Origin of the sequence: Pseudomonas asiatica, assembly GCF_009932335.1 — a bacterium.
Lineage (GTDB): Bacteria > Pseudomonadota > Gammaproteobacteria > Pseudomonadales > Pseudomonadaceae > Aquipseudomonas > Aquipseudomonas asiatica.
On sequence record NZ_BLJF01000001.1, the window covers coordinates 250,965 to 263,463 of the forward strand.

Consider the following 12,499-nt stretch of genomic DNA (forward strand, 5'->3'; position numbering starts at 1 on the left):
TAGTTCGCCGCTATTCGGCCTGCCAGGGGCGCTTGTGCCTTCCAGATGGAGGCCGACGTCCATTAGGACGAGGCTGCACCAGCAAGGAGTCTAGATGAGTGTGGATAGCGCCTACGCGGTCGAGTTGAAGGGGGTTACCTTCAAACGTGGTTCGCGCAGCATTTTCAGCAACGTCGACATTCGCATCCCGCGCGGCAAGGTCACCGGTATCATGGGGCCATCGGGTTGCGGCAAGACCACGTTGCTCCGCCTGATGGGCGCGCAGTTGCGCCCCTCCAGCGGTGAGGTCTGGGTTGCCGGGCAGAACCTGCCGACGTTGTCGCGCAGCGACCTGTTCGACGCCCGCAAGCAAATGGGGGTGCTGTTCCAGAGCGGCGCGCTGTTCACCGATCTCGATGTGTTCGAGAACGTCGCGTTTCCGCTGCGCGTGCACACCCAGCTTTCGGACGAGATGATCCGCGATATCGTGCTGATGAAGCTGCAGGCCGTGGGGTTGCGCGGTGCCATCGACCTGATGCCCGACGAGCTGTCCGGTGGCATGAAGCGCCGTGTGGCGTTGGCCCGTGCGATTGCACTGGACCCGCAGATTCTCATGTACGACGAACCGTTCGTCGGCCAGGACCCGATCGCCATGGGTGTATTGGTGCGTCTGATCCGCCTGCTCAACGATGCCTTGGGTATCACCAGCATCGTCGTTTCCCACGACCTGGCGGAAACCGCCAGCATCGCCGACTACATCTATGTCGTAGGTGATGGCCAGGTGCTGGGCCAGGGGACGCCTGACGAGCTGATGGGCTCGGACAACCCGCGGATTCGCCAGTTCATGAAGGGCGACCCGGACGGCCCGGTGCCTTTCCATTTTCCTGCGCCTGACTACCGCGCCGACCTGCTGGGAGCGCGTTGATGCGCAGAAAATCCTTACTCGAACGTGTCCGCCTGCTGGGGCGCTCGGCCATCGACGTATTGGCGGTGCTGGGGCGCTCCTGCCTGTTCCTGTTCCATGCGCTGATCGGCCGTGGCGGCATCGGCGGCGGCTTCCAGCTGCTGACCAAGCAGCTGTACTCGGTGGGCGTGCTGTCGCTGGCGATCATCGTTGTGTCCGGGGTGTTCATCGGCATGGTGCTGGCGCTGCAGGGCTTCAGCATCCTGACCAAGTACGGCTCGGAGCAGGCGGTGGGGCAGATGGTCGCCCTGACCCTGCTGCGTGAGCTCGGCCCGGTGGTAACGGCGTTGCTGTTCGCCGGCCGTGCCGGTTCGGCGCTGACCGCAGAAATCGGCAACATGAAGTCCACCGAGCAGTTGTCGAGCCTTGAAATGATCGGCGTCGACCCGCTCAAGTACATCGTCGCGCCGCGCCTGTGGGCCGGTTTCATCTCGCTGCCGTTGCTGGCGCTGATTTTCAGCGTGGTCGGCATCTGGGGTGGATCGTGGGTGGCGGTGGACTGGCTGGGCGTCTACGAGGGCTCGTTCTGGGCCAACATGCAGAACAGTGTTTCGTTCACCGACGACGTGCTCAACGGGCTGATCAAGAGCCTGGTATTTGCCTTCGTCACGACCTGGATCGCCGTATTCCAGGGGTACGACTGTGAGCCCACCTCAGAAGGGATCAGCCGTGCCACCACCAAGACCGTGGTCTATGCCTCGTTGGCAGTGCTGGGTCTGGACTTTATTCTGACCGCCTTGATGTTTGGAGATTTCTGATGCAAAACCGCACCCTGGAAATCGGTGTCGGCCTGTTCCTCCTGGCCGGGATCCTGGCGCTGCTGCTGCTGGCCCTGCGTGTCAGCGGGCTGTCGGCCAGCCCGAGCAGCGATACCTATAAAGTTTATGCCTACTTCGACAATATCGCCGGTTTGACGGTCAGAGCTAAAGTGACCATGGCCGGTGTGACCATCGGCAAGGTTACCGCCATCGATCTGGACCGCGACTCCTACACCGGTCGGGTGACGCTGCAGCTGGACAAGTCGGTGGACAACCTGCCGACCGACTCGACTGCCTCGATCCTGACCGCCGGGTTGCTTGGCGAGAAGTACATCGGCATCAGCGTGGGCGGTGAGGACCAGGTGCTCAAGGACGGCGGGACCATCCACGACACCCAGTCGGCACTGGTGCTGGAAGATCTGATTGGCAAGTTCCTGCTCAACTCCGTTGGCAAGGAACCGAAAGAAGCGCAACCGGCTAATTAAGGAGTTTCCATGATTTCCATCCTGCGACGTGGCCTGCTGGTCCTGCTGGCAGCCTTCCCCCTGCTGACCGTGGCTGCGCAGACGCCACACGATGTGGTTCAGGGCACCACCACTGAACTGCTGGGCGACCTCAAGGCCAACAAGGAACAGTACAAGTCCAACCCCAATGCCTTCTACGATGCGCTGAACCGCATCCTCGGCCCGGTGGTGGACGCTGACGGTATTTCCAAGAGCATCATGACCGTCAAGTACTCGCGCAAGGCCACCCCCGAGCAGATGCAGCGCTTCCAGGAAAACTTCAAGCGCAGCCTGATGCAGTTCTATGGCAATGCCCTGCTCGAGTACAACAACCAGGGCATCACCGTCGACCCGGCCAAGGCTGATGACGGCAAGCGCGCCAGCGTTGGCATGAAGGTCACCGGCAACAACGGTGCCGTGTATCCCGTGCAGTACACGCTGGAGAACATCGGTGGCGAGTGGAAGGTGCGTAACGTGATCGTCAACGGCATCAACATCGGCAAGCTGTTCCGCGACCAGTTCGCCGACGCCATGCAGCGCAATGGCAACGACCTGGACAAGACCATCGACGGCTGGGCCGGCGAAGTGGCGAAGGCCAAGCAGGCCGCCGACAACTCGCCGGAGAAGACCGTCAAATGAGTGAGGCCGGTGTAAGCATGGCCGAGCCGGGCGTGCTGCGCCTGGCCGGCGTGCTGGACTACCGCAGCGGGCCGGTCCTGCGCAAGCAGGGCAAGGCGCTGATCGCGGCATGCCGCGAGGCGCAGCTGGTGCTCGATTGTTCGGCAGTGCAGCGTTCCACCAGTGTCGGCCTGTCGTTGCTGCTGGCCTTCATGCGCGATGCCCAGGCCGCCGGCAAGGGTTGTCAGGTGCGCAGCATGCCGGACGACATGCGGGAAATTGCCGAGGTCTATGACCTCGATGAAGTGCTGGCAACCTGATGGCCCGGCACGGATGATGGCCCCTCGGTCAGTGAAGCCCTCGTTGGGCTTCGCAGGCGAGGGGCTTTTTTGTATGATGGCCGACCCGTGCGCATCGGGCGCCGATTGAGGTTGAGCATGCAGGCCGTAGAAGTTAAAAGCTTCCTTGAAGAGAAATTGCCGGGTTCCCGGGTCGAAGTTGAAGGCGAAGGCTGCAACTTCCAGTTGAACGTGATCAGCGACGAGTTGGCTGGCCTGAGCCCGGTCAAACGCCAGCAGGCGATCTATGCTCACCTGAATCCGTGGATCGCCAATGGCAGCATCCATGCGGTAACCATGAAATTTTTCAGCAGCGCAGCCTGGGCTGAGCGCACCTGAGCCAACGTGGCGGCGAGATTCCAATGGACAAACTGATTATTACTGGCGGCGCTTGCCTTGATGGCGAGATCCGCATTTCGGGCGCGAAGAACGCAGCCTTGCCAATTCTGGCGGCGACCCTGCTGGCCGACGGCCCGGTCACCGTGGGCAACCTGCCGCACCTGCACGACATCACCACCATGATCGAGCTCTTCGGCCGCATGGGCATCGAGCCGGTGATCGACGAAAAGCTGGCGGTCGAGATTGACCCTCGCACCATCAAGACACTGGTTGCACCTTACGAGCTGGTCAAGACCATGCGCGCCTCGATTCTGGTGCTGGGCCCGATGGTTGCCCGTTTCGGCGAGGCCGAAGTGGCCCTGCCTGGCGGTTGCGCCATTGGTTCGCGCCCGGTCGACCTGCACATCCGTGGCCTCGAGGCCATGGGCGCGAAGATCGAAGTCGAAGGCGGCTACATCAAGGCCAAGGCACCTGAGGGTGGCCTGCGCGGTGCGCACTTCTTCTTCGACACCGTCAGCGTGACCGGTACCGAGAACATCATGATGGCCGCTGCCCTGGCCAAGGGCCGCAGCGTACTGCAGAACGCCGCCCGCGAGCCGGAAGTGGTCGACCTGGCCAACTTCATCAACGCCATGGGCGGCAAGGTCCAGGGCGCTGGTACCGACACCATCGTCATCGATGGCGTCGAGCGCCTGCACTCGGCCAACTACCGCGTGATGCCGGACCGTATCGAGACCGGTACCTACCTGGTTGCCGCTGCCGTGACCGGCGGCCGCGTCAAGGTCAAGGACACCGACCCGACCATCCTTGAAGCCGTACTGGAAAAACTCAAGGAAGCCGGCGCCGACATCAACACTGGCGAAGACTGGATCGAGCTGGACATGCACGGCAAACGGCCGAAAGCCGTCAACCTGCGTACCGCCCCGTACCCGGCGTTCCCGACCGACATGCAGGCGCAGTTCATCTCGCTCAACGCCATTGCCGAAGGCACCGGTGCAGTGATCGAGACGATCTTCGAAAACCGCTTCATGCACGTCTACGAAATGCACCGCATGGGCGCGCAGATCCAGGTCGAAGGCAACACTGCCATCGTCACTGGCGTCAAGGCGCTGAAGGGTGCCCCGGTAATGGCCACCGACCTGCGTGCTTCCGCCAGCCTGGTGCTGTCGGCGCTGGTAGCCGAAGGCGATACCCTGATCGATCGCATCTACCACATCGACCGTGGTTACGAGTGCATCGAAGAAAAACTGCAGATGCTGGGCGCGAAGATCCGTCGCGTACCGGGCTAGTCGTCTGCCTGGTGCATCCTGTGGGGGTGGGATTTGCCCGCTTTCGCAGGATGTGCCTAACGAATTGAATGCGGTCGGGCTCGACGCCCGGCCGGCAGTAGCCGCTTAAGGACCGACGTTCCAATGTTGACCATCGCGCTTTCCAAAGGCCGTATTCTCGACGATACCCTGCCGTTGCTGGCCGAGGCCGGTATCGTGCCGACCGAGAACCCGGACAAGAGCCGCAAACTGATCATCCCCACCACGCAGGACGATGTGCGCCTGCTGATCGTGCGTGCGACCGACGTGCCGACCTATGTCGAGCATGGTGCCGCCGACCTGGGTGTGGCCGGCAAGGATGTGCTGATGGAGTACGGCGGCCAGGGCCTTTACGAGCCCCTGGACCTGCAGATTGCCCGTTGCAAGCTGATGACCGCTGGCGTGGTCGGCGCACCCGAGCCCAAGGGCCGTCTGCGCGTGGCTACCAAGTTCGTCAACGTAGCCAAGCGCTACTACGCCGAACAGGGCCGCCAGGTCGACATCATCAAGCTGTACGGCTCGATGGAACTGGCTCCGTTGATCAACCTCGCCGACAAGATCATCGACGTGGTCGACACCGGCAACACCCTGCGTGCCAACGGCCTGGAGCCCCAGGAACTGATCGCCACGATCAGCTCGCGCCTGGTGGTCAACAAGGCCTCCATGAAAATGCAGCACGCCCGTATCCAGAGCCTGATCGACACGCTGCGCGGAGCGGTCGAATCGCGACACCGCGGCTGACTCTCTACCGACTGCGCGCGGCCTTCGCTGCCGCGCCCGTCTATCCGCGTCATAGCCATTTTTCTCGGGTGCCCGCGCGGATGGACTGGTAGCCTAGGGCGCCTGAGCATTCGCCAATAATCGAGGCCCTCGCCATGACCGTGTCCACTGCAATTGCCCGTCTCAACGCTGCTGATCCGGATTTCGCCCGACATCTGGATCATCTGCTGAGCTGGGAAAGTGTGTCCGATGACGCGGTCAACCAGCGCGTGCTCGACATCATCAAGGCCGTGCGCGAGCGCGGCGATGCGGCACTGGTGGAATTCACCCAGCGTTTCGATGGTGTCGATGCCAAGTCCATCGATGACCTGATTCTCGGTCGCGAGCGCCTGGAGCTGGCGCTGACCCGCATTACCCCGGCCCAGCGCGAAGCCCTGGAGAAGGCCGCCAACCGTGTGCGCATGTACCACGAGCGGCAGAAGCAGGACTCCTGGCAGTACACTGAGGCCGACGGCACCGTGCTCGGCCAGAAGGTCACCCCGCTGGACCGCGCCGGCCTGTATGTGCCGGGTGGCAAGGCGTCGTACCCGTCGTCGGTGCTGATGAACGCCATCCCGGCCAAGGTCGCCGGCGTGGCCGAAGTGGTGATGGTGGTGCCGACCCCGCGTGGCGAGGTCAACGAACTGGTGCTGGCGGCTGCCTGCATCGCCGGTGTCGACCGTGTGTTCACCGTCGGTGGCGCCCAGGCTGTTGCCGCGCTGGCCTACGGTACCGAAAGCGTGCCGCAGGTGGACAAGATCGTCGGCCCGGGCAACATCTACGTCGCCACCGCCAAGCGCCACGTGTTTGGCCAGGTGGGTATCGACATGATCGCCGGCCCGTCGGAAATCCTCGTGGTATGCGACGGCCAGACCGACCCGGACTGGATCGCCATGGACCTGTTCTCCCAGGCCGAGCACGATGAAGATGCCCAGGCCATCCTGGTCAGCCCGGACGCCGCCTTCCTCGACCGCGTTGCCGCCAGCATCGACAAGTTGCTGCCGACCATGGAACGTGCCGAGATCATCGAGAAGTCGATCAATGGCCGTGGCGCGCTGATCCAGGTGCGTGACATGCAACAGGCCATGGAAGTGGCCAACCGCATTGCCCCGGAGCACCTGGAGCTGTCGGTCGCCGACCCGCAGGCCTGGCTGCCGCACATCCGCCACGCTGGCGCGATCTTCATGGGCCGCCACACCAGCGAAGCGCTGGGCGACTACTGCGCAGGGCCCAACCACGTGCTGCCGACCTCCGGTACCGCGCGTTTCTCGTCGCCGCTGGGGGTGTATGACTTCCAGAAGCGTTCGTCGATCATTTTCTGCTCCGAGCAGGGCGCGTCCGAGCTGGGCCACACCGCCTCGGTCCTGGCCCGTGGCGAGTCGCTTACCGCCCACGCCCGTAGCGCTGAATACCGCATTCTGACCCAAGAGAAGGGGAACTGAGCATGAGTCGATTCTGGAGCCCCTTCGTCAAGGACCTGGTGCCTTACGTGCCGGGCGAACAGCCCAAGCTGGCCCGCCTGGTCAAGCTGAACACCAACGAAAACCCCTACGGCCCGTCGCCCAAGGCGCTGGAGGCCATGCGCGGCGAGCTGAACGACAACCTGCGCCTGTACCCGGACCCGAATGGTGACCGGCTGAAGCAGGCGGTGGCCGAGTACTACGGCGTGACCCCGGCACAAGTGTTCGTCGGCAACGGCTCGGACGAGGTACTGGCGCACATCTTCCACGGGCTGTTCCAGCACGACGCACCGCTGCTGTTCCCGGACATCAGCTACAGCTTCTACCCGGTCTACTGCGGTCTTTACGGTATCGCCTTCGAGCAGGTGGCTTTGGACGAGCAGTTCCAGATCCGCATCGAGGACTACAACAAGCCCAACGCCGGCATCATCTTCCCCAACCCCAATGCGCCGACCGGCTGCCTGATGCCGCTGCAGGCGGTGGAGCAGTTGCTGCAAGCCAACCGTGATTCGGTGGTGGTGGTGGATGAAGCCTACATCGACTTCGGTGGCGAAACGGCGATCAGCCTGGTGGACCGCTACGACAATCTGCTGGTCACCCAGACCCTGTCGAAGTCGCGCTCGCTGGCGGGGCTGCGGGTTGGCCTGGCGGTTGGCCACCCGGACCTGATCGAAGCGCTGGAGCGGATCAAGAACAGCTTCAACTCCTACCCGCTGGACCGTGCCGCGATCGTCGGCGCAGCGGTGGCGTTCGAGGACCGCGAGTACTTCGAAGAAACCTGCCGCAAGGTGATCGACAGCCGCGAGGTATTGGTCGGGCAACTGCGGGCCAAGGGCTTCGAAGTGCTGCCGTCGGCGGCCAACTTCATCTTCGCCCGCCACCCGCAGCACGATGCCGGTGAGTTGGCTGCACGCCTGCGCGAGCAGGGGGTGATCGTGCGCCACTTCAAGCAGCCGCGTATTGCCCAGTTCCTGCGCATCACCATCGGTACGCCAGAGATGAACCAGGCGCTGCTCGATGCGTTGACTTGACGCCATCCACTGCCCTGCGCGGTCCTTGTAGGAGCGGCCTTGTGTCGCGAAAGGGCCGCAAAGCGGCCCCAGCAGTTTTTGCATCTGCGCTGAAATCCAGGGGCCGCTTTGCGGCCCTTTCGCGACACAAGGCCGCTCCTACAAAAAATCGCGGCAGGTTTTTAATCGCTGCTCTCTCCAATGACAAACACTTTGCCCACCGGTATGCTGCGCCAATTCATCGGATGATTGGTTGAGTTTCATGAGTACCGAATTGACCAAGCGCTCCCTAGTCGAACTTGCCGTCGAGCGCATGCGAGAACGCATCCTGCTGGGCGACTGGCAGGTTGGCCAGCGTTTGCCGACCGAGCCGGAACTGGCCCTGCAGTTGGGCATAAGCCGCAACACCGTACGCGAGGCCATGCGTGTGCTGGCGTTCAGTGGCCTGGTGGAGATTCGCCAGGGGGATGGCAGCTACCTGCGCACGGCCCAGGACCCGCTACAGGCGGTGCAGGCGATGTCACGCTGCACGCCCGAGCAGGCCCGTGAGACCCGGCACATCCTTGAAGCCGAGGCCATCGGCCTGGCCGCGCTGCGCCGAACCGACGCCGATCTTCAGGCGCTTCGTGATGCCCTGGCCAACAGTGCCGGGCATTTCCACGGTGATATCGATGCCTATGTGGCCTGCGACCTGGTGTTTCACCAGCGGCTGGTCGATGCCGCCCATAACCCGGCCTTGAGTGAGCTGTACCGATACTTTTCCGGGGTGGTGGCTGCCGCGCTGCAGCACAACATGGCAACCGTGCCGCGCTGCCAGGCCACGTTCGACCTGCATGGGCAGATCCTTGCCGCAATCGAGCAACGCGATGCGGAGCAGGCCAAGCGCCTGAGCCGTACCCTTATCGAATCCTGACTCCGAGAAGGCCATGGCTGATTCCATCACCCGTAACACCCCACCGAGCGAGCGGGACTTCGATGAGTTGCTGATCGACGCCGAGGCTGACGACGAGCAGGTCCAACAGCAGCCGGTACAGATACAGCGGCCTTGGCTGTTGTTGCTCGGCCTGGTGCTGGTGGCATTGAACCTGCGCCCGGCATTGTCGAGCATGGCGCCGGTGCTGGGCCAGGTGTCCGAAGGCTTGGGGCTGAATGCCTCGCAGGCCGGTTTGCTGACCACCTTGCCAGTGCTGTGCCTGGGCCTGTTCGCGCCCTTGGCGCCGGTGCTGGCGAGGCGTTTTGGCAGCGAGCGGGTGATCCTCGGCATCCTCGCCACCCTGGCGCTTGGCATCGTCGTGCGCAGTAGCCTGGGGGCCACCGGGGTGTTCCTCGGCAGCCTGATGGCCGGGGCCAGTATCGGCATCATTGGCGTGCTGTTGCCGGGCATCGTCAAGCGCGATTTCCCGCAACACGCTGGCACCTTGACCGGCGTATACACCATGGCGCTGTGCCTGGGCGCCGCCATGGCTGCAGGCGCCACGGTGCCTCTGGCCCAGCACTTCAACGACAGCTGGGCGCTGGGGCTTGGCTTCTGGATGCTGCCGGCCCTGCTGGCCATGCTGGTATGGCTGCCGCAGGCCCGCCAGGGTCATGGCCTGCACAAGGTGGCTTATCGCGTGCGTGGGCTATGGCGGGACCCGCTGGCCTGGCAGGTGACCCTGTACATGGGCCTGCAGTCGTCACTGGCCTATATCGTCTTTGGCTGGTTGCCATCGATCCTGATCGGTCGCGGCCTGAGCCCGACCGAGGCGGGGCTGGTGCTGTCGGGGTCGGTAATCGTGCAGCTGGTCAGTTCGCTCAGTGCGCCCTGGCTGGCCACTCGCGGCAAGGACCAGCGCCTGGCCATCGTGCTGGTCATGCTGATTACCCTGACCGGCCTGTTCGGTTGCCTGTATGCGCCGCTTTCCGGGCTGTGGGGCTGGGCGGTTGTGCTGGGCCTGGGGCAGGGCGGTACCTTTGCCCTGGCGCTGACCTTGATCGTGCTGCGCTCGAAGGATGCCCATGTCGCGGCGAACCTGTCGAGCATGGCGCAGGGGGTGGGTTATACCCTGGCGTCGATGGGGCCGTTTGCGGTGGGGCTGGTACATGACCTGACCGGGGGCTGGGCGGCAGTGGGGTGGATTTTTGCCGTGCTGGGGGGGGGTGCCATCGTTTTCGGCCTGGGGGCCGGTCGGGCTTTGCATGTGCAGGTGAGCAGCGAGAAAGTCTGAAGGGGCATGTGGCATTGCCGGCCTCTTCGCGGGTAAACCCGCTCCCACAGGGATTGCACAGATCTGGACGTCATGTTGTACCTGTGGGAGCGGGTTTACCCGCGAAAGGGCCGGTACTGGCATAACCAACCGGGGAAGATTATCGTGCTGCTTTCGACTCCCAGGACGGACCAGCCCACATGAGCGACGCCAACCGCGACCTGATCACCCGCTTCTACCAAGCCTTCCAGCGCCTGGATGCCGAGGCCATGGTCGCCTGCTACAGCGACGATATCGTCTTCAGCGACCCGGTCTTCGGCACCTTGCGTGGCAAGGATGCAGGCGACATGTGGCGAATGCTTACCAGCCGGGCCAAGGACTTCACCCTGACCTTCGACAACGTCCGCGCCGATGAACGCACTGGCGCCGCACATTGGGTGGCCACCTACCTGTTCAGCCAGACCGGCCGCATCGTGGTCAACGATATCCAGGCGCGTTTCGTGATTCGTGACGGTTTGATCTGCCAGCACGATGACCACTTCGACTTGTGGCGTTGGTCGCGGCAGGCGCTGGGTGTGCCTGGCATGCTGCTGGGCTGGTCGCCGCTGGTGCAGAACAAGGTACGCCAGCAGGCGTTCAAAGGATTGCGAGCATTCCAGCAGGCCCAGGGTGAGTGAGCCCGTTGAAATTGCCGCCAGCAAACCCTGGTATGTCTACTTGGTAAGGGCTGCCAATGGATCGCTGTATTGCGGTATCAGCGATGACCCGCAGCGGCGCTTTCTGGCGCACCAGAAAGGGCAGGGCGCGCGTTACTTCAAGACCAGCCCGGCCCAGGCGCTGGTGTATGTGGAGCAATGGCCGGACAAGGGCGAGGCGTTACGCCAGGAGCGGCTGGTGAAGCGGCTGCGCAAGTCGGCGAAGGAGGCGTTGGTGGCCTCCTATGGCGCAGTAGTGGCTGCTAATTAGGGCCGCTTCGCGCCCCATCGCCGGCAAGCCAGCTCCCACTTCGACTGCATAGACCTCAGGCCTGTGCAGTACCTGTGGGAGCTGGCTTGCCGGCGATGGGCTGCGCAGCAGCCCCGGGGTCATCAGTCCTTGCGCCGCTTCAACTGATCCACCAAGGTGGTCGGAAGGCCCTTGATGATCAAGGTCCCTGCCGCTTCGTCATACTCGACCTTGTCCCCCAGCAGGTGCGCTTCGAAGCTGATCGACAACCCCTCGGCACGGCCGGTGAAGCGGCGGAACTGGTTGAGGGTGCGCTTGTCCGCAGGGATTTCCGGCGACAGACCGTAGTCCTTGTTGCGGATGTGGTCGTAGAACGCCTTGGGCCGATCCTCGTCGATCAGGCTGGACAGCTCCTCCAGCGTGACCGGTTCGCCGAGCTTGGTCTGGGTAGTGGCGTACTCGACCAGGGTCTGGGTTTTTTCGCGGGCGGACTCTTCCGGCAGGTCTTCGCTCTCGACGAAGTCGCTGAAGGCCTTGAGCAGGGTGCGGGTTTCGCCCGGGCCGTCGACGCCCTCCTGGCAGCCGATGAAGTCACGGAAGTAGTCCGAGACCTTCTTGCCATTCTTGCCCTTGATGAACGAAATGTACTGTTTGGAGTTCTGGTTGTTCTTCCACTCCGACAGGTTGATGCGCGCCGCCAGGTGCAGCTGGCCAAGGTCGAGGTGCCGCGAAGGCGTCACATCAAGCTCGGCGTTCACTGCCACACCTTCGCTGTGGTGCAGAAGGGCGATCGCCAGGTATTCGGTCATGCCTTGCTGGTAGTGGGCAAACAGGATGTGGCCGCCGGTGGACAGGTTGGACTCTTCCATCAGCTTTTGCAGGTGCTCCACGGCCACACGGCTGAAGGAGGTAAAGTCCTTTTCTTCGTCCAGGTACTGCTTCAGCCAGCCGCTCAGCGGGTAGGCGCCGGACTCGCCGTGGAAAAAGCCCCAGGCCTTGCCTTGCTTGGCGTTGTAGCTGTCATTGAGGTCGGCCAGAAGGTTTTCGATGGCGTCGGAGGCAGCCAGTTCGGAATCGCGGGCATGCAGCACGGCGGGGCTGCCATCGGGCTTTTTGTCGATCAGGTGAACGATGCAATGACGGATTGGCATGGAATTCTCGGCGAGCTGCAAAAGTTGTCCAGTTTACCCTAGACACCAGGTGATGCAGTGGCCGGATGTTGGCAGAAATGCCGGTTGTTCGTTTTTTGTTCAATTTTGTGCGTTTTAGGCTAAAACCCCCGAAAAACCTGCATTAAATCGAAGCGTGCAGCGGATATTTATCTGCTCCTGTG

General features: G+C 63.0%; 15 protein-coding genes. 14 read left to right on the forward strand and 1 reads right to left on the reverse strand.

Going from position 1 to position 12,499, the window contains the following annotated elements:
• The first annotated feature begins 94 nt into the window (after positions 1 to 94).
• The 14 genes from GYA95_RS01140 (at position 95) to GYA95_RS01205 (ending at position 11,187) form a co-directional block, all read left to right on the forward strand.
• Positions 95 to 904, forward strand: coding sequence for an ATP-binding cassette domain-containing protein (locus GYA95_RS01140; protein WP_012270662.1), 810 nt, complete (start codon positions 95 to 97; stop codon positions 902 to 904).
• Positions 904 to 1,701, forward strand: a complete 798-nt coding sequence (gene mlaE, locus GYA95_RS01145; RefSeq protein WP_013971083.1) for a lipid asymmetry maintenance ABC transporter permease subunit MlaE — start codon at positions 904 to 906, stop codon at positions 1,699 to 1,701. The genes GYA95_RS01140 and mlaE overlap by 1 nt, the downstream gene beginning before the upstream one ends.
• Positions 1,701 to 2,186, forward strand: a complete 486-nt coding sequence (mlaD, locus tag GYA95_RS01150) for an outer membrane lipid asymmetry maintenance protein MlaD (protein WP_003257921.1) — start codon at positions 1,701 to 1,703, stop codon at positions 2,184 to 2,186. The genes mlaE and mlaD overlap by 1 nt, the downstream gene beginning before the upstream one ends.
• 9 nt (positions 2,187 to 2,195) lie before the next feature.
• Positions 2,196 to 2,843 carry an MlaC/ttg2D family ABC transporter substrate-binding protein gene (locus GYA95_RS01155; RefSeq protein WP_003257922.1) on the forward strand — a complete coding sequence of 216 codons (648 nt, stop codon included), beginning with the start codon at positions 2,196 to 2,198 and terminating at the stop codon, positions 2,841 to 2,843.
• Positions 2,840 to 3,142, forward strand: coding sequence for an STAS domain-containing protein (locus GYA95_RS01160; RefSeq protein ID WP_015269065.1), 303 nt, complete (start codon positions 2,840 to 2,842; stop codon positions 3,140 to 3,142). Before GYA95_RS01155 ends, GYA95_RS01160 begins: the two co-directional genes overlap by 4 nt.
• Before the next feature lie 117 nt (positions 3,143 to 3,259).
• On the forward strand, positions 3,260 to 3,499 hold the full coding sequence (locus GYA95_RS01165) for a BolA family protein (protein ID WP_003255121.1): 240 nt from the start codon (positions 3,260 to 3,262) through the stop codon (positions 3,497 to 3,499).
• A gap of 23 nt (positions 3,500 to 3,522) precedes the next feature.
• A complete protein-coding gene (gene murA / locus GYA95_RS01170; RefSeq protein WP_013971085.1) occupies positions 3,523 to 4,788 on the forward strand; it encodes a UDP-N-acetylglucosamine 1-carboxyvinyltransferase in 1,266 nt (421 codons plus the stop codon).
• Positions 4,789 to 4,911: 123 nt separating this feature from the next.
• Positions 4,912 to 5,547 (forward strand): ATP phosphoribosyltransferase, encoded by a 636-nt coding sequence (hisG, locus tag GYA95_RS01175; protein WP_003257924.1) that lies wholly within the window; start codon positions 4,912 to 4,914, stop codon positions 5,545 to 5,547.
• A 134-nt stretch (positions 5,548 to 5,681) separates the two neighbouring features.
• A complete protein-coding gene (gene hisD / locus GYA95_RS01180; RefSeq protein ID WP_013971086.1) occupies positions 5,682 to 7,007 on the forward strand; it encodes a histidinol dehydrogenase in 1,326 nt (441 codons plus the stop codon).
• Positions 7,008 to 7,009: 2 nt separating this feature from the next.
• The gene (gene hisC / locus GYA95_RS01185) at positions 7,010 to 8,056 is read left to right on the forward strand and encodes a histidinol-phosphate transaminase (RefSeq protein WP_015269066.1); all 1,047 of its coding nucleotides are present in this window, start codon (positions 7,010 to 7,012) and stop codon (positions 8,054 to 8,056) included.
• Positions 8,057 to 8,297: 241 nt separating this feature from the next.
• On the forward strand, positions 8,298 to 8,948 hold the full coding sequence (locus tag GYA95_RS01190; RefSeq protein WP_013971088.1) for a FadR/GntR family transcriptional regulator: 651 nt from the start codon (positions 8,298 to 8,300) through the stop codon (positions 8,946 to 8,948).
• Positions 8,949 to 8,961: 13 nt separating this feature from the next.
• A complete protein-coding gene (locus tag GYA95_RS01195; RefSeq protein WP_015269067.1) occupies positions 8,962 to 10,242 on the forward strand; it encodes a CynX/NimT family MFS transporter in 1,281 nt (426 codons plus the stop codon).
• A gap of 179 nt (positions 10,243 to 10,421) precedes the next feature.
• Positions 10,422 to 10,898 (forward strand): nuclear transport factor 2 family protein, encoded by a 477-nt coding sequence (locus GYA95_RS01200; protein WP_015269068.1) that lies wholly within the window; start codon positions 10,422 to 10,424, stop codon positions 10,896 to 10,898.
• A complete protein-coding gene (locus tag GYA95_RS01205; RefSeq protein ID WP_013971092.1) occupies positions 10,891 to 11,187 on the forward strand; it encodes a GIY-YIG nuclease family protein in 297 nt (98 codons plus the stop codon). The genes GYA95_RS01200 and GYA95_RS01205 overlap by 8 nt, the downstream gene beginning before the upstream one ends.
• 122 nt (positions 11,188 to 11,309) lie before the next feature.
• On the opposite strand, the gene yejK is transcribed toward GYA95_RS01205, so the two are convergent.
• Positions 11,310 to 12,317, reverse strand: a complete 1,008-nt coding sequence (gene yejK, locus GYA95_RS01210; protein WP_013971093.1) for a nucleoid-associated protein YejK — start codon at positions 12,315 to 12,317, stop codon at positions 11,310 to 11,312.
• Between the last annotated feature and the right edge of the window lie 182 nt (positions 12,318 to 12,499).